Source organism: Streptomyces himastatinicus ATCC 53653 (genome assembly GCF_000158915.1).
GTDB classification, from domain to species: Bacteria; Actinomycetota; Actinomycetes; order Streptomycetales; family Streptomycetaceae; genus Streptomyces; species Streptomyces himastatinicus.
This window is the reverse complement of the sequence record NZ_GG657754.1, coordinates 4,310,034-4,330,963: the sequence shown is the minus strand read 5'-3', so window position 1 is coordinate 4,330,963 and position 20,930 is coordinate 4,310,034. Positions and strand designations below refer to the sequence as shown.

Genomic DNA, 20,930 nt, shown 5'->3' with positions numbered 1-20,930 from the left:
ACACGGGGAATCAATGAGCTTCAAAGCCGGATCGGCGGCGGCCGCCGTGGCCGCCGCCGTCGCCACCGCCAGCATCCTGATGGCGCCCGCCGCCTCCGCGGCCGACTCCGCGGGTGGTAATTCCATCAAGCCGGGTTACGTCTGCACCTCGAAGCACACGCAAACCACGGGATCCGCCAAGTGCTCCAACCTGGCGCGGTTCGACCAATATCGGGCGAAGGTCACCTGCATCGACTCCCGCGGTATCAAAGCGGTCTTCTACGGCCCCTGGAAGAAGGGCAAGAGCGGCGAGTGGTCGAGCCGTAAGTGCCCCGGCACCCAGGGCGGCCGAGTGGGCGTCTACAAGGCGGGCTACCAGGTCGAACTCATGTGACGCCCGGCAGGCCCGACCCGCCTGCCCGTCACAAGCTCGACTCATCGACATCACGGGGAACACGCATGAATCGTAAGAAGGCATTCCTTGCCGTCGCGGGAATGGTGATGGGCGCCAGCCTCATCACCCCCTCCGTCCTCGCGGAAGACGGCGATATCGGAGTTCGCTCCGCAGACTGCAACACATGGTCCAAGAACGGCACCACCGGCTACGCCTATTGCTCCGGCCTCGGCCAGGTCGCCGCACATCGGGTGAAGATAGTGTGCGTGGACACTCGCGGCGTCGAGGTCACGTTCTACGGCCCCTGGGTCGGCAACGCCAAGACGTCGAAGCGAAAGTGCCCGGGCACGGAAGGTGGCCGGGTGGGAATTCTCCGCGTCGGCTCGGAGATCAAGGACTGACCCCCTAGGGAAATCCCTGACGCGCCGGTGGGCGGCCCGACAAGCCGCCCACCGGTGACCTTTGCCCGCAGCTATTCCGACGATCCGTCCTCAGCGGGAATGGGCCCGATCGTAGGCTTCGCGCACCTCCGCGGGCACTCGCCCCCGGAAGGGCACGTCGTACCCCTGAGCCCGCCCCCACTCCCGAACGCTCTGGAGGTTCACGGGCGGCCTCGTCCTCACATCGACAGACACCCACGGCCCGGGGACGGAAGGCGCGAACCCCACCGGTTCCTCAAGGAGCCCGTCGGGAAACTGGGGCACCGCCGTCTCACCGCTCAGCACCGAGACAAGGAACTCGGTCAGCGTGCCGTCGAAGGTGAACCAGCGAAACCCACGCCCCTCGTTCACGGCGATGCGCCAGGTGTCGGGGGCATCCAGGGGATCGGTGATCCAGAAGAGCTTTTCGCCGTTGTGAGTAAATCCCATGGAGAACAGGTGCCCCGGGTGACAGGGGACAGGCCCTTTGCCCTGGTCGTAGTCCTGCTGGAGGTACTCGCGCACGATGCCGGGCATGCGGCCGGTGAGGTTGCTGTACTCGGTGTAGCCGTGGGGATGGCAGATGCCGATGAAATCGGCGAAGGTCCCAGGCCCGTAGGCGGCGGCGAGCCGCTTGTAGTCCGCGGGCAGCCGCATGCCGAGCACGTTCTCGACCGCGTCCCAGTCAATCGCCCGCGGCGGATCGTCCGGCGGCGGACACAGCTGGACGAGCGCGTCGATGGCGTTCACCGCCTCTTCCTCCTCTTCGGCCTCTGCGGCCGAGCCGCTCCGCGCTCTCACGTGAGCCGCCGCAGACGTCCGCCCCGGCCCGCGGGTCGCTCCCGGCGATCCGTTCGACGAACGCCCTCACCTGCTCATCCGGCGCCTCGTCCGTGACGGGCTCCGTCATCAGGAACTGCAACCACGGAGCCCCGTCCTCGGCCGGAGGGAACTCGGGATGGAAGAAGCTGAACGTGATCCGCTCCCGCTCCCAGGGCAACGAGAACACCGAGCCGAACCGACACTGCCAGCGCGCCAGCCACTCGGGGTGTCGACGGAACTCGGAGTCGAGCAGCCGCGCGACGGCATGCCCGGGCCACTCCCAGCCGTCGCCCGTCGCGACACGCTCGACCTCGGCGTCGTACGCGCGGGCGTCGAAGCGGAACGCGCCGAGCGCGACCTCCCCCTCGTACGGATCACGCCAGCCGTCCCACACCACATGATCGCCGTCCCGCCGTACGGTCACATACAGCGCACCGCAGCACTCCTCGGTGCACAGCGCCTCCGCCCACCGCATCTCCCGGGGCGCATCCACCGCCCGCAGCGGGCTGTCCACCCGCAACATCCGCAAGGGGTCCGCTGCCGGACCCCGGTCAAAGACCTCGGTCACGAGGTCACGGCTGTCGACGATGGGGCGAAGCTGCGCCACGGCGCCTTCCTCGTCGGGTTCGGGGACGAGGACGCGCAGGGCGAGGGAGTTCACGTTGCCGATCATCCCGACGATTCTGACCCCCGCCCCGACCACCCCGCCACCGCATTCCCCGCCCACCGCATCAGCCCCCGCCGCCCAGAACACCCCCCGCCACCGCCCGGAACCCCTTCGGCAGCCCGATGTCGACTCCGCGCCATCAGCAGGCCGTGCGAAGGTGGTCCGGTCATGGTCAGACTTTCTTGACGACAACCCTGTCCGGGACCAGTTTCTCCAGGTCGTCCACGTCCGAGGTGAAGACCGTTACCTGACCCTTCTGCTGGCTCGCGACGACAGCCAGCACGGCGTCGATCGCATACTTGTGGCCATGCAGCCCGGCGGCGGTCAGGAGCCGGCGCGCCTGACGGGCCTCCTCCTTCCCGACATCCGCGACAGTGAGGCGGGAGAGCACCCAGTCCCAGCGTTGTTCGGTGGCTCTTCCGTCGTATGCCTCGATGAGCGTCATCGGGGACGTCATGACTTCAGCCTTACCTCGTGCCGCGAGAGAGAGCCACGTAAGCATCCCTCGGTCGCCACGCACAGCAAGCGACAGAGCTTCGCAGTCGAGTACGAAGATCCGGAGCGGTGGAGTGTGCTTACCGCGTCGCTCCTTCATGCGGCTTCCCCTGCGGGACCCTTGGCGGCGGAGCGACGCTCGTGTTCGGCATCGAGCTCGTCCAGTTCCTTCAGCGCCGCAGCCTGCTCGCTCTCGGTGACTGGCCCGTGTTCTTCCTCTAGCCAGTCGACCAGCTCAAGGAGGCGGTCGCGGTCTCGTTTGAGGCGTACCGCTTCCGCGATGTACGCCGACATGCCGCGCTCGGATGCCTCCGAACGGATCTCCTCAAGGAGATCCTCCGGGATCGTGACCGTCACCTTCTTCGTCGCCATATAAGACACCATACTCAACGTGTCAGCCGCCTTACTTTCATCTGTGGGATCCGAGGTCAACAGGCCGCACGGAGATCTTCGCCGGAAGCGGAGGTACGGCAGTCGCGGCAGCGGCGGCCCGGCTCGGCCGAGCGGAAGGCGCGTTCGCAGCCGTCGCAGTTACGCCAGGGGAGGGCGGGTGGTGCCTTGGGTGCGGCGGTCGGCACGGGTGCGGGCGCGGGGAGGGGCGGTTCGCTGAGGCGGAAGGCGAGGATGCGGGCGGGGCGGGTCAGGAGGCGGTCGGGGAGCCGGGAGGTGAGCGCCACGGTGATCTGCGCGGGGCCCACCCCGGCGGCGAGCCACCGCCCGACGGCGGGTGCGAGTTCGGCGACCTCGCGTCGGGACAGGATGAGCCGGGGGTCGGCGAGGCGCAGCGAGGCCAGGATGGCGACGGCCCGCTCGTCGACGTCGGCGAGCGGGGGCGTCTCGGGGGCGGCTTTCGGCTCAGGCTCGGGCGTCGCCGGTGTCGCCGGACGTGTGGGGGAGGGCGGGGTGGGCGATCCGCCGCCCGGTACGTCGTAGAAGAAAGTCCGCGTACGGATCACCCCGCCGGGACCGCGTTCGCGCCGCCGCACCAGGTAGCCAGCCGCCTCCAGCTCCCTCAGCGCCCGCGAGATCAGGATCTCGCCCTCGGTGAAGTGCGCGCACAGCGCGGCGATGCTCACGGGTGCGCCGTCGGGGAGGGACAGGATGTAGGCCGCGACGCCAACGGTGACCGCGCTGCCGCGTCGCTGCGCGAGGGCATTGGCGATCACGGTGAAGTCGGCGGTGAGGCGGGTACGGATGTGGATCACGCCGGAGGTCGGTGCTCCGGCGTCGGCGCGCGCATGCGCGTTAGACTGCGGCTCAGCCATCGGGAAGGCACTACTTCCTGATCGGTCAGGCCCTCGATCGGGATTGCCGTCCCGGCGGGGGCCGTCGTTTTGCGGTTGTGTTGCCGCGAAAGTAACGACCGTCGTGCAGCTACCGCAAGCCGGTCACCCGTACGAGTGATCGCAGCCGGAAGGGTGGGTGGGCGGGAGTTCTCTACCCCGGTTCTTAGGGGGAGTTCGCGGCCCACCGGAGCCCCGCGTACGAGGATCCGGCGGACCGGGAAAGCCGACGCCGACCGGTACCCGGTGGGCTCAGAGCCGGTGGTCGGCCTTCAACTCGCCGATGAAGGAGGTCCAGGTGCCCGCAGGGAAGACCAGCACCGGACCGTCGGGCCGCTTGCTGTCACGGACGGGAACGACAGCGGTGATGCCGTCGCCCACCTCCACGCAGTCGCCACCCTCCTGGTTGCTGTGGCTGCTCTTCCGCCAAACGGCGCTGCTCACCTCGACGCAGTCGCCGCCCTCCTGGTTGCTGTAGCTGCTCTTGCGCCAGACGGCGCCGTTCAGATCGGGACGGGACACTCGCTCCACGGTGGTTGCCCTCCATCACGGATCGGATCATGTCGAGTGACATGAGCGGAGGCAGAGATGCTGCCCGCAGCCGATCGTAGGACAGGGCGAAGCGCTTGACATCGTCGTTTTCCTCGATGAGTTGGCCGTAGTGGGCGCCTTCGGATTAGACCACCTCGGATTCGTCAGGTGAGGTGAGCACGGTCAGAGATCCTCCCATCACCCCGTGTCCGCCCTGGTCGAACGGCAGCACCTGCACGGTGATGTGGGGTTCCTCGGCCGCCTCCAGCAGCCGGGCCATCTGCTTGCGCATGACGACTGGACCACCGACCGGACGTCGCAGCACCGCCTCGTCCAGGACGACCCACAGTTCGGGGCGGTCCGGCGAGTGGAGTCGCTGCTGTCGTCCGAGCCGGGCCGCGATGCGCTCCTCCAACTGCTCCTCACCGGTCAGCAGTGGGTCGAGACTCAGAACAGCACGCGCGTAATCGGGGGTCTGTAAGAGACCCGGCACCACGTGCGCCGCGTACTCCCTGATGGCGACGGCCCGCGCCGAACGCTCCATGAACGCCTGCGACCAGTCCGGGAACGCCTCCCGGTACACGTACGGCCACAGGTCGACCAGCAACTCGTCCGCGCCGAGCGCCTCGTCGAGCGCCCGGGACAGCGACTCTGTCGGCTTCGCGCCGGAGGCCCGCTCGATCTGGGTGATCCGGGTGCTGACCACGTGCGGCTTCTTGCCCAGCTCGGCCTGGGTCAGCCCCGCAGCCATGCGGAGTCTGCGGACACGCGACCCGAACAGCCCCGCGATCGACCCGCGAGGATCAATTTCTTTGGCCAAAACATCACTTCCGTTCCTTACAGCCTGGAAGGTAAGGCTTTGTGGCCTTTCGAGCGTAGACCCGCCAAACGATCCTTGGATGCGGAACGTCACGACTCGCTCACCCTTCGAGTCGATCGAAAGGCAGACGGACGGAAATGGACAACACCGTGCTGAAGACGACGACCACGCCGGACGAGGAACCGAAGTACCGCGAGCTCACCGCGCAGTTCCCCTCGACGCCCCGCGGCGCACGGCTGGCGCGGCGCGGCGCCGTACGGCACGTGGCGGAGTGGGGCTACCCGCCCGCGTCGGACACGTCGTGCACGGTGGCCCTGCTGGTGGCGGAGCTGGCGTCGAACGCCGTACGCCACGGACACGTACCCGGACGGGACTTCCGCCTCCGCCTCAGCCTGCAACAAGAGTCGACGCAGACCATCCGCATCGAGGTCTCGGACACCCGCGACGAGCGACTACCGCTCCGGCCGACGACCACCTCGCCCGAGGACGAGACGGGCCGCGGGCTGCTCCTGGTCGACCTGCTGGCCACCCGCTGGGGTACGGCTCCCCGCGTACCGGTCGGCAAGACCGTCTGGGCGGAGTGCGCTCCGCAGGAGCCAGCGCGTGCGCCCTCGCCCAGACCTCTTCAGAATTGATGGTGAGGAGGTGAGGACCATGCCCACCTACATCACCCTGCTGAACTGGACTGATCAGGGCGTCCGTGCCTACCAGGACACCGCGAAGCGCTACGAGGCATTCAAGTCGGCGCTGGACAAGCTCGGAGTGAAGCTCCTGGACTTCCACTGGACCGTCGGCCCGTACGACGTCGTCTACACGATGGAAGCGCCCGACGACGAAACCGCCACCGCGGCGTCCCTCCAGCTCAGCGGCCTGGGAAACGTCCGCTGTACGACCCTGCGGGCCTTCGACCGAGAGGAGATGGACGGCATCATCGCCAAGGCGGCGGGCTGACAGTTCCGGCCGTCTCGCACGCCACCCGCGTCGCTCAGCTCAGGGCGCGATGCTCACCGATGCGATGGCCTTGGCGACCTCTTCCGGGTGCGTCAGCTGGAGTTGGTGGCCCGCGCCCTCGACCACCGTCACGGTGGCGTGGGGGAGTGCGTCCAGCAGGGCCCGGCCGTCGGGGGTGAGCGGGTCGTGGGAGCCCACGATGACGTGAACCCGTCCCGGGTAGTGCCGCAGCTCGGCCCGGAGGTCTTCCCGCCACCGCGGCTTCGCGGCGGCGGCCAGGAGCCGGGAGACGTTCGCCGCGACGGTGCCGCGGCGCAGGTCCGCCACGCTGGAGCGGAGCGCGGACGCGTGCTCCGTGGTGCCCGTGAGGCGCTTGGCCAGCGCCTCGGGGGATACGTGGCTCAGGTATCCGCGGGTCAGGGGCGCCCACTGGATGGTGGGCGCCGGGCGCGCCTGGAGGAAGTACGGCGCTACGAGCGTGAGCCGCTCCACCGCGCCGGGGTGCGCGGCCGCGGCCTCGACGGCGGCCGCGGCGCCGATGGAGTGGCCCACCAGGTGACGGGCGCCGGTCTCGGTGATCAGCGCGCTCAGCCAGGTCGGCCAGTCGTCGCGGTGTCCGCCGCTCATCCCCAGCCCGGGCAGGTCGACGGCGCGGGCGCCGCCCATCGCGGTGACGACCGGCGCCCAGGTGTCGGCGTTGACCGGCAGGCCCGGCATCACCACCGTGGGGGCGGCAGCGTCGCCGAGCTCGAAGGTCCGTATCCCGCCCGGCGTGGTGAACCGCCTGTCGTCCGCCGGGGCGTCGCCGAAGCGGTGCGCCGCCAGGTGGTCGGCCCAGCGGCGGATCGTCGTGACGGCGTCCGGCATGGTCAGCCCGTGGCGGGCGGCGAAGGCATGCGCCGAAGCGGTGGGGTAGCGGTCGCTCGACAGGAAGGTCAGGGTTTCCGGATCGGCCTTGGTGAGCCGCCGGGGCAGACGCTTCACCAGGGATACGGGAATCCGTACCCGGGGCGCCGTGATCCGGTAGTGCTCCGCGATGAGCGTGAGCAGGTCGGGCAGCGGGGGAGTGTCGTCGTCCAGCAGCCAGTACGAGGCGCGCTCGGCGGCGTCGTCCAGCGGGAGCAGGGACATGAACCGGGCGAGGTAGTCGGCCGCGACCACCGGAACGAACGTGGACGCGTTCCCCGGCAGCGCCGGGAGGGAGCCCCGCCAGAGGTCCTTCACGCTCGACGCGAGCCCCAGGTACTGGTCGGACTCGCCGGTGACACTGTCGCCGATCACACTGGCCGGGCTGACGATGGACCAGGGAACGCCCAACTCGTCGGCCACGACCTGGAAAACGGCGTCCGCCTCGGCCTTGGACGCCTCGTAGGGGCCGAGCGCCCGGTAGGCCGCCGCCCTCCGCTCGTCGCTCCAGAGGGCGGGGTCCTGCCCGCCCACCCGGTACCCGGAGACGTGCACCAGGCGCCGCAGGCGCGGCAGTTGCGCCGCGAAGGCGACCACCGCGCGGACGCTGTCGACATTGGCGCGGTGGGCATCGTCCGCCGACATCCCGAACCGGTAGGCCCCCGCGCAGTTGTAGATCTCGGTGACGTCGTCGCACTCGCCCTGGATCAGCGACGGCTCCGCGAAATCGACCCGGAGATCGGCCGGGGCCGTCTCGTGCCCGTGCCCCTGCTCGGCCAGCCATCGGGCGAGCCGCCGGTACGACTCGTGGCTCCGGCTGGCCGTGCTCACCCGTACGCCGGCCCGGCCGAGCGCCAGAACCAAGTGGCGTCCGAGGAAGCCGGTGGCGCCCAGCACCAGTGCGTGCCGGTCCTCGACCACGCTCATGCCGACGCCTCCGTACCCTCGTCGCCCTCGTCGCCCTCGTCCAGCAGGACGGCGAGCGCCTGGGCGGCGCAGCGCAGCGGCTCGATGGACCGCTGGGCACGCGACACGATCAACGCCCCCTCCACCATGCTGACCACGGCGGTCGCCTTCGCGCGGGCGTCGGTACGTGGGCGGCCGTGGGCGACGAGATACTCGGTCACCGGCCCGATCCACGACTCGAAGGCGTTCGCGCAGGCGTCCCGTAGCCGCTCGCTCTGCGCGCCCATCTCCAGCGTCACCACCGAGACCGGGCAGCCGAGACGGAAGTCGCTGTCGGTGAGCATCCCGGCCAGCGTGTCGATCACGCGGCGCACCACCTCGCCCGGCGGGGCGGCATCCAGCGCCGAGTCGGCGACGAGCGAGCCGAACTGCTCGGCCGCGAGCTCGACGGCCTTCTCGCCGAGCGCCTCCTTCCCCTGGGGGTAGTGGAAGTACAGCGACCCCTTGGGGGCGCCCGAGTGCTCCACCACCGTGTTGAGTCCCGTACCGCTGTAGCCGTGCAGCTGGATCAGCTCGAGCATCGACTCCGCGAGCCGTGCGCTGGTCATGGCGCCCTTGGTCCCCGTCATGGCAGCACTATAGACCGGTCTACATATTTTTCAAACGTGAGGCTGCCGGGGTGTCCGGACCGCACGGCGGCAGGCCCCGCCGGGGCGAGGGCCTGCCGGTCGCTGCTGCTTACTTGCAGTAAATCGCGGGATTCGACTTACGAATGGAGGACTTCCCCGAGCCGCCCCGCTTGGCGCTGGCAAAACTCGAGTACTTACCGCAGGTGCCGACCTTGGCGGTGACGCTCACGGACCCGGCCTGCATCGTTTTGCACTTCTGGGCCACCTCGATGTCGGGGTAGTAGGGGTGGGCCACCAGAAGGGATACGCACAGTTTCGTGCCCGCGGGCTGCGGGCCGAGCATGGTCGCCTTGGCCGTGACCTTTCCGGACTTGTAGGTGGGTGCCTTCGCGGTGAGCCAGTCGGCAGCGGATGCCGATTGAGTTCCCCCGAATACCGCGAGTGACGCGACAATTGCCACGCCGATGGTCTTGAACCTCAAAATTGCTCCCCGTTTGAGCGTGATCGAAGTGATCGTGCTTGGCGGGAAAGCTAGCAGACGTCATGGGTGAAGTCAGCGTGTTGGCAAGGCAGTTCCGCTTGGAGTGCACTGAAAACGCAAAGGCATGACTTTGCCCGATATGGCGGGAGCCCGTCGTCCCATTGCCCTTCCGTCCCCCGGCCCACATGCACCTCCAGCGGATCCTGGACGGCTTCCCGCTGATCTCCGGCCACGTGCAGGGCCACCGGCAGGCCGACCGGTAGGCGCCCCACCGGCGGAACAGATAGGCCCCGCCTATGCGGGGCATCGATTTTTGGTCGTGGACCCCCTCAGCTGTGGCCCGGTTCACTGTGGCGCAAGCTGGCGCGGACCGATCGGGCTCGGTCTCGCGCGATCAGGGAGGCTGCAATGACGCATACCCCGGACCAAGAGCGAGCCGCCCCGGAACGAGCCGTGGCGAAACCGTGGTACCGGCAGCTGTACATCCAGGTGCTGGCGGCGATCGTGATCGGCGTCGTGCTGGGCTGGCGGTGGCCGGATCTGGCCACCGCCATGGAGCCGATCGGCACGACCTTCATCACCGCGATGAAGATGCTGATCGGGCCGATCGTGTTCCTGACCATCATCGGTGGCATAGCCGGAGTCGCCGACCTGAAGAAGGTCGGTCTCACCGGGATCAAAGCGCTGACGTACTTCCAGATCGGCACGATCGTCGCCCTGCTCACGGGCCTGATCGCCATCAACGTCTTCCGGCTCGGCGACGGCGTCCACGCCGATCCCTCGACGCTGGACACCTCGGGCGACGCGGGCCAGTACATCCAGCAGGGCGCGCACCAACACTGGTGGGAGTTCCTCACCAACATCGTGCCGGAGAGCTTCTTCGGGCCGTTCGTCGAGGGCGACATCCTCCAGGTGATCTTCCTTGCGGTGATCTTCGGGATCGCGCTGAAGTCGGTCGGGAAGGTCGGCGAGCCGGTCATCGCGGGCGTGGGCAGGCTGACCGAGGTCGTCTTCAAGGTGCTGTCGTTCGTCATGAAGGCCGCGCCGCTCGGCGCGTTCGGCGCGATGTCGTACGCCATCGGGAAGTTCGGCCTGTCCACGCTGACCAGCCTCGGGTCGCTGATCCTGCTCTTCTACGTCACCTCCGCGCTGTTCGTGGTGGTGGTGCTGGGCGGTGTGCTCGCCGCGTACGTACGGCTGAACATCTTCCAGCTCGTCCGCTACTTCAGGGAGGAGTTCTTCCTGATCCTGGGCACGTCCACCGCCGAGCCCGCCCTGCCGGGGCTGATGCGCAAGCTCCAGTTCATGGGCGTCGAGCGGTCCACGGTCGGGCTGGTCGTCCCGACCGGCTACAGCTTCAACCTCGACGGCGCGGCGATCTACCTCTCGCTCTCCACCCTCTACATCGCGCAGGCCACGGACACGCCCCTGTCCATCACCCAGCAGCTCGGGCTGCTCGCCGTGATGCTGCTGACGTCCAAGGGCGCTGCGGGCGTCGCGGGCGGCGGCTTCATCGCGCTCACCGCGACGCTGTCGACGGCCGGGCACGTCCCCGCGGCGGGCATCATGCTCATCTTCGGGATCGACAAGTTCATGTCGGAGTGCCGGGCGTTGGTGAACTTCTTCGGCAACGCCGTCGCCACCCTGTTCGTCGCCCGCTGGGAGAACGGCCTGGACGTGGCGCGGGCGCGGAGGGTGCTGGCGGGGAAGGGCGGCGAGCCCCCGACGGACGCCGAGCCTGACCCTGTGCCCGAAGCTGTCGCGGCGCCCCCTGCCCGTACCGCCGGGGCGACCCCCTGATGGTGTCCGTACTGATCGCCCCGGACAAGTTCAAGGGTTCCCTCTCCGCCGACGACGTCGCCCTCGCGCTGGAGCGCGGCCTGCTGGAAGGCGCCCCGCACGCCCGGGTCCACCGGCTCGCGCCCGCGGACGGGGGAGAGGGGAGCGTGGCCGCTGCCTGCGCGGGCCGGTTCCGCCCGGAGACGGTCACGGTGACCGGTCCGACCGGGCTGCCGCTCACCGCGCGCGTCGCGGTGGACGCCCGTACCCGTACGGCTGTCGTCGAAGCCGCGGCCGTCTGCGGGCTCGGCGTGCTGCCGTACGGCCGTACGGCACCGCTCACCGCCACCAGCCGCGGCCTCGGCCAGGCCGTCCGGCACGCGCTGGCGAGCGGCGCGGACACGGTCGTCCTCGCCCTCGGCGGCGTGGCCACCACCGACGGCGGCGCGGGTCTGCTCCAGTCCCTCGGCGCCGTGCTGGCCCGCGAGGACGGCACGCCGATCGAGCCCGGCGGGCGGGAGCTCGCGGGCCTCCGTACGGCCGACCTCGCCGAAGCCCGTTCCGCGCTGGCCGGTGTCGATCTCGTCCTCGCCACCGACGTGGACAACCCGCTGCTCGGACCGGCGGGCGCGGCCGCCGTCTACGGCCCCCAGAAGGGCGCGACGGCGAGCGACGTACGCGAACTGGACGACTCCCTCGGCGCGTTCGTCCGCGGGCTCGAGGCGGCGGGCGTCCCGGACGCGGCCCGTCTCGCCCGTACGCCCGGCGCCGGGGCGGCAGGCGGCCTCGGCTTCGCCGGGATGCTGCTGGGCGGACGGGTGCGCTCGGGGGCCGACTACTTCCTCACCCTGCTCGGCGCCGACGAACTGCTCGCCGGGAGCGATCTCGTCATCACCGGAGAAGGCAGCCTCGACGAACAGTCCTTGGCGGGGAAGCTGCCGGTCGCGCTCGCCCGGCGGGCCCGTCGGCAGGGCGTACCGGTGCACGCCGTCGCCGGGCGGTGCACGCTGCCCGCCGACCGGACCGCGGCCCACTTCCGGTCCGTGCAGGCCCTGGCCGACCTGACGGACGAGGACTGCGCGAGCGACAGCGCGCTGTCGGCGCGCCTGCTCGCCCGGTGCGGGCGGACCCTCGCCGACCGCTGGATCGGGTAGTAGCGACGGCCGGGGGCGGCCGGGGCGGATAGGTTGACCCGGCAGCCGCAGCCGCAGCCGCAGCCGCAGCCGCAGCCGCAGCCGCAGCCGCAGCCGCAGCCGCGGTCGCGGTCGCGGTCGCGGCCGCAGCCGCAGCCGCGGTCGCGGTCGCGGCCGCAGCCCAGAACCGCCCGGGGAGGCACCATGGACGCCCGGCAGCTCGAATACTTCCTGGCCATCGTCGAGCACGGTGGCTTCAGCAAGGCTGCCGCCGCACTGCACGTCGCCCAGCCGTCGCTGTCGCAGGCCATGGCGACCCTGGAGGCCGATCTCGGGGTGGCCCTCTTCCACCGGGTCGGCCGGGGCGTCGTCCTCAGCGAGGCGGGCGCGGAGCTGCTGGAGCCCAGCCGGCGCGTCCTGCGGGACCTGGCCGCCGTACGCGACACCGCCGCCGGGCTCGCCGGGCTGCACGGCGGCACGGTCGAGGTCGCCACCATGCCCTCGCCCGGCATCGAACCGCTCACCACCCTCATCCACCGCTTCGCCGAGCTGCACCCGTCCGTGACGGTGAGCACCCAGGCCGCCTTCACCCCGGACGAGGTGGTGTCCCTGGTGCGCAGCGGCGCCTGTGAACTGGGCCTGCTGGGTTCGGCGAGCCCCGTGAACCCGTCCGGTCTTGACGTCCTGCACGTGGAGGACCAGCCGTTCGTCGTCGTCGCCGCGCCCGGCGGGGCGATCGAGGACGGGGTCACGATCCGGCCCGCGGACCTGGCGGGGCAGAAGCTGATCGCCTCCCGCACCGGCAGCCTGATGCGCAGCATCGTGGACGACATCACCGCGACCGCGGGCGGCAGCGACACGCAGATCGTGACGGTCGTCGATCACCGGACGTCGATCCTGCCGCTGGCCCTCACCGGGGTCGGCGTCGCCGTCCTGCCCTCGTCCTGGACCCGGCTCGCCCGGCGCTGCGGCGCGGCGGTGGCGCCCCTCGAACCGACCGCCCAGCTGCACGTGACGATGGTCAGCCTGCCCGCGCACCTCACCCCGGCGGCCCGGGCCTTCCTGTCCCTCACCGGTTCGCTGGCCGCGCGGCGCCTGCGGGACACGACGAGCTCCGGCTGACGCCCTCCGGATGACGCCCGACCCATCGGCCAGACCTATACGTCGCATCGAAACCAGGTCTTGGACGCGCCACGACCGCCCTGTGTTGACTCGAACCAACCTCACCACAGCGAGCCGGAGGCACCCATGACCGCCGCCCCCCGTACGTTCCGCATCGCCGCCATCCCCGCCGACGGCGTGGGCAAGGAGGTCGTCGCCGCAGGGCGCGCCGTCCTGGACGCGCTGGCCGAGGACTCCCGGAACACCGACGACGCCTTCGCCTTCGCGTGGGAGGAGTTCCCGTGGGGCTGCGGCTACTACGAGCGCACCGGCAAGATGATCGACGACGACGGCCTGGACCGCCTCAAGGACTTCGACGCCATCTACTTCGGCGCGGTCGGCTGGCCCACCGTCCCCGACCACATCAGCTTGTGGGGTCTGCGCCTCAAGATCTGCCAGAGCTTCGACCAGTGGGCCAACATCCGCCCCGTGCAGTTCCTGCCCGGCGTCACCAGCCCCCTGCGCAAGGCCGACACCACCGAGCTGGACTGGGTCGTCGTCCGGGAGAACAGCGAGGGCGAATACGCGGGCCTCGGCGGCCGCAACCTCTCCGGACGCGGCCCGGGCGGCGAAGTCGCCGTCCAGTCGGCCCTGTTCACCGAGGTCGGCTGCGAACGGATCCTCCGCTTCGCCTTCGACCTGGCCCGCACCCGTACCCGCCGCAAGGTCTCGTCCGTCACCAAGAGCAACGCCCAGCAGTACGGCATGGTCCTGTGGGACGACGTCTTCCGGCGCGTCGCCGCGGACTACCCGGACGTGGAGACCGAGAGCGTCCTCGTGGACGCGATGTCCGCGAAGTTCGTCCTCCACCCCGAGGACCTGTCGGTCGTCGTCGCCTCCAACCTCAACGCCGACATCCTCTCCGACCTCGGCAGCGCGCTGGCGGGCAGCCTGGGCCTGGCCGCCAGCGCGAACCTCAACCCCGAGCGCCGCTTCCCCAGCATGTTCGAGCCCGTCCACGGCTCCGCCCCCGACATCGCGGGTCAGGGCCTGGCCAACCCCATCGGCGCGGTCGGCAGCGCGGCCCTCATGCTGGACCACCTCGGCCTCCCCGACGCCGCGGCCCGCCTCCACAAGGCCATCGAGGCGACGACGGCCGCGGGGGTCCTCCCCCGCGACCTGGGCGGCACGGCGACGACCGAGGACGTGACGAAGGCCCTGATCGACGCGCTGAACGCCTGAGCCTTGTTACGTCGGGGCCACGGCGCGGCCGGTCTGCGGGGAGATCATCCCGGCGCAGAGGCCGCGCTGGGCCAGCCCCTGGGCGATGCGGGGGATCGCGGCGCGGGTGTTGGCGGGCCCGTCGTGCATGAGGATGACCTGGCCGTTGGTGAGCCTGCCCGCGGCCTGCACGATGGCGTCGGTACTGGCGTTGTTCCAGTCCTGCGAGTCGACGTTCCAGAGGATCTCGGTCAGGCCGTACTTGGCCGCGACCGACTTCACCGTCGCGTTGGTCTCGCCGTACGGCGGCCGGAACAGCCTCGGGGTGCCGCCACCCGCGCCCGCGACGGCCGTTTGCGTCCGGGAGATCTCCGAGTCGATCTGCGCCTGACTCTGCTGGGTCAGGTGCGGATGGGTGTAGCTGTGGTTGGCGACCCACATGCCCGCGTTGACCTGGGCCCGCACCTGGGATGGGTTGGCGGCGGCGTTCTGGCCCGTATTGAACATCGTGGCGCGCAGCCCGCTCTGCCTGAGCGCGCTGAGCAGCGCCGGTGTGTTGCTGGTCGGCCCGTCGTCGAAGGTGAGCCCGACGTAGCCGTTGCACGCCGCCTTCGCCGGGACCGAACCGGCACCGTTCACCGTGATGTTGGAGCTCCCACTGCTCCGATAGCCCTCGGTGGCAAGGATCATGTAGTAGTTGAAGCTGCCCAGCGGCATCCCGGCACGCGCCCAGGCGTCGAAGTGGTTGCCGGTGGTGATCGTCCCGCCCGTCCGCTTCGACTGCCGGACGCTCCAGTACTGGTCGAAGGTGCGCGTGCCCTCGACGGAGGGCGCGTTGTACCGCGTGGTCTTGTAGATGTCGTACGTACCGCCGTCGCTGGTGACGGTGCCCTTGTACGTCCCCGTGGGCCGGTACGTGCCCCAGTTGTCGACGACGTAGTACTCCACCAGCGGGTTCGACGTCCACCCGTAGAGCGCCAGGTAGGCGTTGCCGGACGGGTTGAACGTGCCCGAGTACGTCACACTCCTGCGCCCGCCCTTGCTCCACCCCTTGCCCGCGACGAAGTTCCCGGTGTTGCGCCACGACGTGCTGTAGCTGCCACCGGAGGCCAGGGTCATGGAGACGGTCCCCGGCGCGTCGGTCCAGAACGAGTAGTAGTACCCGTTGTTGGTGCCGGTCTGGTTCGTGGTGACGACCGTGTCGGCATGCGCGGTGCCGGGCAGCACCAACGCCGACACGGCGACCATCACCGTCGTACAGGCCGCGCTGATGAGCAGCCGGAAACGGCCGAGCAGCCCTGATCGACCGCGTCTGCGACTGGCCGGTGCGTCCTTCATATGCGTGATCCCTCCTCGTCCTCCCCGCTCCGCTTCGGAGTTTTGAGCTGCTCACATCAACAGTCAACAGCGTTCCGGAAAGAATCACGAAAAGTTCCGGCACCTTACCGGTCGGACCCGGCGCGACCTACGGGCCTCGGTGTCAGCGCCCCCTGCCATCCTGAAGCCATGGCCGAACTGAACGGACGCCCCGCGGATCCCGACGCCCTGCTGACGCTGGCGCTCACCAACTACGGGCACTTCACCAGCATGCGCGTCGATGATCAGCGCGTACGCGGCCTCGGGCTGCACCTTGAGCGGGTGGTGCGGGACTGCGAGGCGGTCTTCGGCGCGGAGCTGGACCCCGAGCTGGTCCGGCGGTACGTCCGGCAGGCGGCGGGCGGGCGCAGCGGGTCGTTCGTCGTCCGCGTCACCGTCTTCGACCCCGACGTCGACATGGGGCACCCGGCGAAGGCCGACACGCCCCACATCCTCGTCACCGTGCGCCCCGCGGCGTCGCTGCCGCTGCCTCCGCAGCGGGTGAAGACCGTCGGCTACGAACGCGATGTGCCCGGTGTCAAGCACCTCGGCCTGTTCGGCTCGCTCCACTCCCGCCGTACGGCGCAGCTCGACGGGTACGACGACGCCCTGTTCGTCGGCCCCGACGGCCGGATCTCCGAGGGCGGAACGTGGAACGTCGGCTTCATCGGGGACGAGGGCGTCGTCTGGCCCGAGGCGGACGTCCTGCCGGGAGTGACCATGGCCCTGCTCCAGCAGCACGCCCCGTACACGACGGCCCCCGTGACGCTCACGGACGTACCGCACCTGCACGCCGCCTTCGCGACGAACACGAGCATCGGTGTGCGTGCCATCTCGCGCATCGACGAGACCCCGATGGCCACGGACCACCCCCTGCTCGCCCAACTCCGCGCGGCCTACCTGGCCATCCCCGGCGAGCCCCTCTAGGTTCAGCCGCCGTGACCCGTCCGAGGGACGATGCGCACCGCGCGGTACTCGTACCCGTCCTGTTCGAAGCCGGGCGCTTCCCATTCGAGCTCGACGTGCTGCCCTGGTGACAGCGTGGCGAATCCCGCCATCTCGATGTGGGAGAAGTGGCCCCAGCAGCCACCGGGAGTCTCGACGCAGTCGAGTACGCCCCACCCTTCTTCCTCGTGCCACTCGCGCACCGTCGCAGTCACCATGATCCGAACCCTACGGCGTGGTCGGCCAGTTGGCGGCTACGGGCCTACGGACACCCGTGACCCGCAGCAGGTCGAGCTTCGCCGCGTCGCTGCTCCCGGTCGCCGCCGTGTAGGTCACCATGCGCAGGTCCGCGCCCGGGACGATGAGGACGTCGCAGTCGAGCAGGATGTCGCCGACCTCCGGGTGCCGGATCGTCTTCCGGTCGGTGGTGTGCTGGACGGCGGCCGTCCGCGCGGCCCAGTGATGCGCGAAGGCGTCGGACGCACCGCGCAGCTCGCCGACGAGACGGTCGAGCTGGACGTCACGGGGGTAGCGGGACACGGCGTCCTTGAGGTCGGCGACGATCGACGCCTTGAAGGCGTCCTGACCGCGCTCGGACCGCACCGTGGTCATCGCGGCGTGCGCGACACCGCTGCCGAACAGGGCGCGGGCGAGGTTGCGTTCGGAGGGCGGGAGGACGGCGGGGTCGCCGAGCAGGGCGGCCCACGCGGCGTTCCACCACACCAGGGTCCAGTCGGCGGTGAACACCCCGATCGGGACGTCGCCCAGCCGCCCCGCGAGCCGTTGGATTCCCGCGGGCACATGGGTGCTGACCGTCCCATCCCGCGGCGGCAGGAGCCCGGCGCTCCGGTACAGCTGGTCGCGTTCGGCGCGGGAGAGCTGGAGGGAACGGGCGAGGGCGCCGACGACCTGGGCCGATGGGTTCGTGGCGCGCCCCTGCTCCAGCCGTAGGACGTAGTCGACAGAGAGCCCGGCCAGCTGCGCCAGTTCCTCGCGGCGCAGCCCCGGGGCACGGCGGTCGGGCGTCACGGCGAAACCGGCGTCGGCCGGGGAGAGGCGGTCGCGCCAGGCGCGCAGGAGCGTGGCGAAGCCGGAGCGGGAGGAACCCATGGACGCATTCTCGCTGCCCCGCGCCACATCAGCATGGGTACTGCCAGTCCTAGTGACGGGCATGGCACTGGTCGGTGGGCGATGGTCGCGGCGAACGTGGGGGGCGCGCCCACGCCGGGCGGATCAGTGAAGGAGCCTCCCGTGCAGCACACCCTTGTCATGACAGGCGCGACCCGCGGCATCGGCCGCGTCGCCGCGGAGCAGATCCTGCGCCGTTCGCCGGACACGCACCTCCTCGTCGTCGCCCGCGAAGCCTCCGGCGTACAGCTCGCCACGGGCGGGCGTACGGTCTCGTACGTCCCGGCGGACCTCGGCTCCCTCCGCAGCGTCCGCTCCGCCGCCACCGAGATCCGCGCCCGGCTCGACAGCGGCGCACTCCCGCCGCTGCGCGCCTACGTGGGCAACGCGGGCGTGCAGCACACCAACGCCCTGACCGAGGGCCCCGACGGCTTCGAGTCCACCTTCACGGTCAACGTGCTCGCCCACCACCTCCTCATCCGCCTGCTCCAGGGCCACTTCACCGCGGCCGCCCGGATCGTGATCACCGCCAGTGACACCCACTTCGGCGACCTCCGGCACAACCTGGGCATGGTGCCCGGCCCGGCATGGAAGTCCCCGGATATCCTGGCCCGCACCGGCGCCTTCCCCAGGCCGGGCACCACCGCCGCCGGGCGCACCGCGTACGCGACGAGCAAGCTGGCCACGATCTACCTCGTCCACGAGTACGCGCGCCGCCTGCCGACCGGCATCGACGCCGTCGCGTACAACCCCGGCTTCGTCCCCGGCACCGGGCTCGCCCGCCACGCGGACCCCCTCTCCCGCTTCGCGATGCGCCGCATCCTGCCCGCGATGACCCTCACCCCGTTCGCCACCACCCGCGGTGCCGCGGGCCGCTACCTCGCCGATGTCGTGCTCGGCACGACCAGGGCGCCGACCGGGTCGTACGTCGACCGCGGCCGCGAGGCGCGTTCGTCCGAGGAGTCCTACGACCCGCGGCGCGAGGGCGAACTCTGGGACGCCGTCGAACGGTTCACGAGGCCGTCGCCTTGACCCTGCCGCAGGGGCAACCCCTCAGCATGACCGGCATGGCGACGAAGATGATCCACCACGACGGCGTCACGATCCCGACAACCCGGGGCGGCCGCGGACGCCCGCTGGTCCTGTGCCCCGGCCTGAACTCCACCCAGGCCGACCTGCACGAACTGACCGCGCTCCTCAGACATGACTACGACGTGACGACCTTCGACCTCAGGGGCCATGGCCTCGCCTCGGCCTCCGACCGATACTCCTTCGACGCGTTCCTGAGCGATCTCGTCGCCGTACTGGCGGACCTCGACCTGCCCACGGCACCGCTGCTGGTGGGCTACTCGCTGGGCGCGGACCTGGCCGTGCACTACGCCTCCGAGCGCCCTGACGCCATCGCCGGGCTCGTCCTCATCGACGGCGCGAATCCGTTGCCCGAACCGTTCATCACCGAGACCGACCAGGCGGAATTCCGCGCCCTGGCGGACGAACTGGCGCAAGCAGCCGAACAGAACAAGGGCACCGCACACCAAGTGCTGCTCACCGCCCAGCACATCCACGCCCTCAACCGAGAAATCGACGTGGTCCGGTCTGCGATCCTCGACCGCTATCGGAAGATCGACCACCCCATCACCATGATCATGTCGACGTCTATCGCGGGCACCGAAGGCCGCGCGCCACGGCACAACCGCCTCTGGCGTACGGGCGTCGAACGTCTCGTACGCGAACGACCGCACACCTCCACGACCTGGCTCGACGCCGACCACCGCCTGGTCTTCACCCACGCCCCGCACATTGCGGAGACCATTCGTAAACTGCCCGGATGCTGACCATCGGCGAGCTGGCGTCGTACGCCGGAGTGACGGTGCGCGCGGTGCGGCATTACCACGCCAAGGGGCTGCTGCCGGAGCCGGAGCGGGACCACTCCGGCTACCGGAGGTACGACGCGGGCGCCGTGGTCGAGCTGATCAAGATCCGTACCCTCGCCGAGGCCGGGGTCCCGCTGGCGCGCGTACGCGAACTGCTCCAGGCTGACGCGGAGGAGTTCGCCACGGCGGTCGCGGACATCGACCAGCGCCTGCTTACGGAGATCCAAGACCGTCAGCGCCACCGCGAGCAGATCGCCCGCCTGGCCGCCGGTGACAACCTGGCCCTGCCCCAGGAGGTGGTCGACTTCCTCGACCACCTCCGTGCTCTCGGTGTCGACGAACGGATCGTCGAGGCCGAACGCGACGGCTGGATCCCGCTGGCCGCCCACTCACCCGACCGGGTCCCGGAGTGGATGGCCCGCAAACGGCAGCAGATCGCCGACCCGCGGTTCATCGCCTTCTACCGCACCCTGCACCAGGCCCTGACCCACCCCGACGACGACCCCCGCCTGACCGACCTGGCCGACCAACTGGCCACCTACCTCACCCAGCTCGCCGACGACCGGGGCGAGACCTACGTCGACGACGCCGACCTCGAGCCCCCGCTCGTAGCCCTGATGGACACCCTGGCCTTCGACACCATCCCGCCCGCTCGCCGGCTGATCGAGCTGCTGAAGCAACGAGGCTGGACGGGCTGGACCAAGCTCCAGCGCATGGACCGGAAGGTCGGACGGCCGCTCCCCCCAACGGCGGAGGTGGATCACCCCGCGGACTGACGTCCGCACCCGGACCGAGCGGAAGAGTGAAGCCATCCGGAACCGCCGGACCACGCACGGTCTGCCACAGGAGTTGAGTCACATGCGCAGGAGCATCACCGCCGGACTGACCGGGGCCTTGATGGCCGTCACCACCTTGGCGGGAGCCTCCATCGCCTCCGCCGACTCGTCGGCAGCAGCCTGTACGGACGGATACACAAGGGCAAAGCTGACCATCCGCGACAGCCCTTCCCCACGCGCCGCATCGATGGGCACGTACATGAGGGGGTCAAGCGTGTGCATCTACAAGGCGGAGCGTTATGGAGGCAAGGCAACCAGTTGCGGGGAGACCTCA

At 70.2% G+C, this 20,930-nt stretch carries 25 protein-coding genes and 1 pseudogene; 12 read left to right on the top strand and 14 right to left on the bottom strand.

Features of this window, described 5'->3' with window-relative positions; genetic code table 11:
* Together SSOG_RS17875 and SSOG_RS17870 are read left to right on the top strand one after the other, a co-directional pair.
* Positions 1-373, top strand: a 373-nt coding sequence (locus SSOG_RS17875) for a hypothetical protein (protein ID WP_208867357.1), incomplete at its 5' end; no start/stop codon positions are given.
* A 65-nt stretch (positions 374-438) separates the two neighbouring features.
* Positions 439-774 carry a hypothetical protein gene (locus SSOG_RS17870; protein WP_009715647.1) on the top strand — a complete coding sequence of 112 codons (336 nt, stop codon included), beginning with the start codon at positions 439-441 and terminating at the stop codon, positions 772-774.
* A gap of 90 nt (positions 775-864) precedes the next feature.
* Here the strand turns inward: SSOG_RS17870 and SSOG_RS17865 are convergent, their stop codons facing one another.
* From SSOG_RS17865 to SSOG_RS17840, 7 genes and pseudogenes are all read right to left on the bottom strand, one after another.
* On the bottom strand, positions 865-1,542 hold the full coding sequence (locus tag SSOG_RS17865; RefSeq protein ID WP_009715646.1) for an Lsr2 family DNA-binding protein: 678 nt from the start codon (positions 1,540-1,542) through the stop codon (positions 865-867).
* Positions 1,478-2,287, bottom strand: coding sequence for a hypothetical protein (locus SSOG_RS17860; RefSeq protein WP_154685947.1), 810 nt, complete (start codon positions 2,285-2,287; stop codon positions 1,478-1,480). The genes SSOG_RS17865 and SSOG_RS17860 overlap by 65 nt, the downstream gene beginning before the upstream one ends.
* A 166-nt stretch (positions 2,288-2,453) precedes the next feature.
* On the bottom strand, positions 2,454-2,876 hold the full coding sequence (locus tag SSOG_RS17855) for a hypothetical protein (protein ID WP_039937957.1): 423 nt from the start codon (positions 2,874-2,876) through the stop codon (positions 2,454-2,456).
* Positions 2,873-3,148 (bottom strand): ribbon-helix-helix domain-containing protein, encoded by a 276-nt coding sequence (locus tag SSOG_RS17850; protein WP_039941289.1) that lies wholly within the window; start codon positions 3,146-3,148, stop codon positions 2,873-2,875. The genes SSOG_RS17855 and SSOG_RS17850 overlap by 4 nt, the downstream gene beginning before the upstream one ends.
* 56 nt (positions 3,149-3,204) lie before the next feature.
* The gene (locus SSOG_RS17845) at positions 3,205-4,041 is read right to left on the bottom strand and encodes a hypothetical protein (protein ID WP_009715642.1); all 837 of its coding nucleotides are present in this window, start codon (positions 4,039-4,041) and stop codon (positions 3,205-3,207) included.
* Positions 4,042-4,311: 270 nt separating this feature from the next.
* Positions 4,312-4,590 carry a DUF397 domain-containing protein gene (locus tag SSOG_RS56050; RefSeq protein WP_009715641.1) on the bottom strand — a complete coding sequence of 93 codons (279 nt, stop codon included), beginning with the start codon at positions 4,588-4,590 and terminating at the stop codon, positions 4,312-4,314.
* Positions 4,493-5,380, bottom strand: a pseudogene (locus tag SSOG_RS17840) (helix-turn-helix domain-containing protein); the annotation flags it as partial. The pseudogene SSOG_RS17840 and the gene SSOG_RS56050, both read right to left, overlap by 98 nt.
* A gap of 167 nt (positions 5,381-5,547) precedes the next feature.
* Between SSOG_RS17840 and SSOG_RS17835 the strand changes: the two are divergent.
* Positions 5,548-6,045 (top strand): ATP-binding protein, encoded by a 498-nt coding sequence (locus SSOG_RS17835; protein ID WP_009715639.1) that lies wholly within the window; start codon positions 5,548-5,550, stop codon positions 6,043-6,045.
* 19 nt (positions 6,046-6,064) lie between these two features.
* The gene (locus tag SSOG_RS17830; RefSeq protein ID WP_009715638.1) at positions 6,065-6,361 is read left to right on the top strand and encodes a GYD domain-containing protein; all 297 of its coding nucleotides are present in this window, start codon (positions 6,065-6,067) and stop codon (positions 6,359-6,361) included.
* Positions 6,362-6,400: 39 nt separating this feature from the next.
* Here SSOG_RS17830 and SSOG_RS17825 read toward each other — a convergent pair whose 3' ends face one another.
* From SSOG_RS17825 to SSOG_RS52385, 3 genes are all read right to left on the bottom strand, one after another.
* Positions 6,401-8,194, bottom strand: a complete 1,794-nt coding sequence (locus tag SSOG_RS17825) for an alpha/beta fold hydrolase (protein WP_009715637.1) — start codon at positions 8,192-8,194, stop codon at positions 6,401-6,403.
* The gene (locus SSOG_RS17820; RefSeq protein ID WP_009715636.1) at positions 8,191-8,802 is read right to left on the bottom strand and encodes a TetR/AcrR family transcriptional regulator; all 612 of its coding nucleotides are present in this window, start codon (positions 8,800-8,802) and stop codon (positions 8,191-8,193) included. The genes SSOG_RS17825 and SSOG_RS17820 overlap by 4 nt, the downstream gene beginning before the upstream one ends.
* Positions 8,803-8,911: 109 nt before the next feature.
* Positions 8,912-9,283 carry a hypothetical protein gene (locus SSOG_RS52385; RefSeq protein WP_009715635.1) on the bottom strand — a complete coding sequence of 124 codons (372 nt, stop codon included), beginning with the start codon at positions 9,281-9,283 and terminating at the stop codon, positions 8,912-8,914.
* A gap of 453 nt (positions 9,284-9,736) precedes the next feature.
* Between SSOG_RS52385 and dctA the strand changes: the two genes are divergently transcribed.
* The 4 genes from dctA to SSOG_RS17800 all read left to right on the top strand — a co-directional run bounded on the left by dctA (position 9,737) and on the right by SSOG_RS17800 (position 14,538).
* Positions 9,737-11,083, top strand: coding sequence for a C4-dicarboxylate transporter DctA (gene dctA, locus SSOG_RS17815; RefSeq protein ID WP_281048088.1), 1,347 nt, complete (start codon positions 9,737-9,739; stop codon positions 11,081-11,083).
* Positions 11,083-12,216 carry a glycerate kinase gene (locus SSOG_RS17810; protein WP_078510335.1) on the top strand — a complete coding sequence of 378 codons (1,134 nt, stop codon included), beginning with the start codon at positions 11,083-11,085 and terminating at the stop codon, positions 12,214-12,216. The genes dctA and SSOG_RS17810 overlap by 1 nt, the downstream gene beginning before the upstream one ends.
* Positions 12,217-12,399: 183 nt before the next feature.
* Positions 12,400-13,317 carry a LysR family transcriptional regulator gene (locus SSOG_RS17805; protein WP_009715632.1) on the top strand — a complete coding sequence of 306 codons (918 nt, stop codon included), beginning with the start codon at positions 12,400-12,402 and terminating at the stop codon, positions 13,315-13,317.
* 126 nt (positions 13,318-13,443) lie between these two features.
* Positions 13,444-14,538, top strand: a complete 1,095-nt coding sequence (locus tag SSOG_RS17800; protein ID WP_009715631.1) for a tartrate dehydrogenase — start codon at positions 13,444-13,446, stop codon at positions 14,536-14,538.
* A 6-nt stretch (positions 14,539-14,544) separates the two neighbouring features.
* Here SSOG_RS17800 and SSOG_RS57475 read toward each other — a convergent pair whose 3' ends face one another.
* Positions 14,545-15,855 (bottom strand): glycoside hydrolase family 11 protein, encoded by a 1,311-nt coding sequence (locus SSOG_RS57475; protein ID WP_009715630.1) that lies wholly within the window; start codon positions 15,853-15,855, stop codon positions 14,545-14,547.
* A gap of 168 nt (positions 15,856-16,023) precedes the next feature.
* Between SSOG_RS57475 and SSOG_RS17790 the strand changes: the two genes are divergently transcribed.
* On the top strand, positions 16,024-16,800 hold the full coding sequence (locus SSOG_RS17790; RefSeq protein WP_009715629.1) for an aminotransferase class IV family protein: 777 nt from the start codon (positions 16,024-16,026) through the stop codon (positions 16,798-16,800).
* A 2-nt stretch (positions 16,801-16,802) separates the two neighbouring features.
* Here SSOG_RS17790 and SSOG_RS17785 read toward each other — a convergent pair whose 3' ends face one another.
* Together SSOG_RS17785 and SSOG_RS17780 are read right to left on the bottom strand one after the other, a co-directional pair.
* Complete coding sequence (locus SSOG_RS17785; RefSeq protein ID WP_009715628.1) at positions 16,803-17,036, bottom strand: cold-shock protein; 234 nt, start codon at positions 17,034-17,036, stop codon at positions 16,803-16,805.
* A 10-nt stretch (positions 17,037-17,046) separates the two neighbouring features.
* Positions 17,047-17,928, bottom strand: coding sequence for a helix-turn-helix transcriptional regulator (locus SSOG_RS17780; RefSeq protein ID WP_039937953.1), 882 nt, complete (start codon positions 17,926-17,928; stop codon positions 17,047-17,049).
* A 141-nt stretch (positions 17,929-18,069) separates the two neighbouring features.
* Between SSOG_RS17780 and SSOG_RS17775 the strand changes: the two genes are divergently transcribed.
* From SSOG_RS17775 to SSOG_RS17765, 3 genes are read left to right on the top strand one after another with little or no spacing between them, the layout of a single operon-like run.
* Entirely contained in the window at positions 18,070-18,978 is a 909-nt protein-coding gene (locus tag SSOG_RS17775) for an SDR family NAD(P)-dependent oxidoreductase (RefSeq protein ID WP_039937950.1), read from the top strand.
* A 35-nt stretch (positions 18,979-19,013) separates the two neighbouring features.
* Positions 19,014-19,781 carry an alpha/beta fold hydrolase gene (locus SSOG_RS17770; protein WP_009715625.1) on the top strand — a complete coding sequence of 256 codons (768 nt, stop codon included), beginning with the start codon at positions 19,014-19,016 and terminating at the stop codon, positions 19,779-19,781.
* Positions 19,775-20,596 carry a MerR family transcriptional regulator gene (locus SSOG_RS17765; protein ID WP_009715624.1) on the top strand — a complete coding sequence of 274 codons (822 nt, stop codon included), beginning with the start codon at positions 19,775-19,777 and terminating at the stop codon, positions 20,594-20,596. Before SSOG_RS17770 ends, SSOG_RS17765 begins: the two co-directional genes overlap by 7 nt.
* A 78-nt stretch (positions 20,597-20,674) precedes the next feature.
* Here the strand turns inward: SSOG_RS17765 and SSOG_RS17760 are convergent, their stop codons facing one another.
* Positions 20,675-20,857 (bottom strand): hypothetical protein, encoded by a 183-nt coding sequence (locus SSOG_RS17760; RefSeq protein WP_154685946.1) that lies wholly within the window; start codon positions 20,855-20,857, stop codon positions 20,675-20,677.
* Between the last annotated feature and the right edge of the window lie 73 nt (positions 20,858-20,930).

Excerpts from the sequence above, each read along its gene's own strand:
- SSOG_RS17765 (WP_009715624.1), top strand. The coding sequence starts at position 19,775 with ATGCTGACCATCGGCGAGCTGGCGTCGTACGCCGGAGTGACGGTGCGC.
- SSOG_RS17870 (WP_009715647.1), top strand. The coding sequence starts at position 439 with ATGAATCGTAAGAAGGCATTCCTTGCCGTCGCGGGAATGGTGATGGGC.
- SSOG_RS17780 (WP_039937953.1), bottom strand. The coding sequence starts at position 17,928 with ATGGGTTCCTCCCGCTCCGGCTTCGCCACGCTCCTGCGCGCCTGGCGC.
- SSOG_RS17860 (WP_154685947.1), bottom strand. The coding sequence starts at position 2,287 with ATGATCGGCAACGTGAACTCCCTCGCCCTGCGCGTCCTCGTCCCCGAA.
- SSOG_RS17855 (WP_039937957.1), bottom strand. The coding sequence starts at position 2,876 with ATGAAGGAGCGACGCGGTAAGCACACTCCACCGCTCCGGATCTTCGTA.
- SSOG_RS17850 (WP_039941289.1), bottom strand. The coding sequence starts at position 3,148 with ATGGCGACGAAGAAGGTGACGGTCACGATCCCGGAGGATCTCCTTGAG.
- SSOG_RS57475 (WP_009715630.1), bottom strand. The coding sequence starts at position 15,855 with ATGAAGGACGCACCGGCCAGTCGCAGACGCGGTCGATCAGGGCTGCTC.
- SSOG_RS17785 (WP_009715628.1), bottom strand. The coding sequence starts at position 17,036 with ATGGTGACTGCGACGGTGCGCGAGTGGCACGAGGAAGAAGGGTGGGGC.
- SSOG_RS17800 (WP_009715631.1), top strand. The coding sequence starts at position 13,444 with ATGACCGCCGCCCCCCGTACGTTCCGCATCGCCGCCATCCCCGCCGAC.
- SSOG_RS17845 (WP_009715642.1), bottom strand. The coding sequence starts at position 4,041 with ATGGCTGAGCCGCAGTCTAACGCGCATGCGCGCGCCGACGCCGGAGCA.
- SSOG_RS17770 (WP_009715625.1), top strand. The coding sequence starts at position 19,014 with ATGGCGACGAAGATGATCCACCACGACGGCGTCACGATCCCGACAACC.
- SSOG_RS17835 (WP_009715639.1), top strand. The coding sequence starts at position 5,548 with ATGGACAACACCGTGCTGAAGACGACGACCACGCCGGACGAGGAACCG.
- SSOG_RS17805 (WP_009715632.1), top strand. The coding sequence starts at position 12,400 with ATGGACGCCCGGCAGCTCGAATACTTCCTGGCCATCGTCGAGCACGGT.
- SSOG_RS17830 (WP_009715638.1), top strand. The coding sequence starts at position 6,065 with ATGCCCACCTACATCACCCTGCTGAACTGGACTGATCAGGGCGTCCGT.
- SSOG_RS17820 (WP_009715636.1), bottom strand. The coding sequence starts at position 8,802 with ATGACGGGGACCAAGGGCGCCATGACCAGCGCACGGCTCGCGGAGTCG.
- SSOG_RS17825 (WP_009715637.1), bottom strand. The coding sequence starts at position 8,194 with ATGAGCGTGGTCGAGGACCGGCACGCACTGGTGCTGGGCGCCACCGGC.
- SSOG_RS17810 (WP_078510335.1), top strand. The coding sequence starts at position 11,083 with ATGGTGTCCGTACTGATCGCCCCGGACAAGTTCAAGGGTTCCCTCTCC.
- SSOG_RS17790 (WP_009715629.1), top strand. The coding sequence starts at position 16,024 with ATGGCCGAACTGAACGGACGCCCCGCGGATCCCGACGCCCTGCTGACG.
- SSOG_RS17760 (WP_154685946.1), bottom strand. The coding sequence starts at position 20,857 with ATGTACGTGCCCATCGATGCGGCGCGTGGGGAAGGGCTGTCGCGGATG.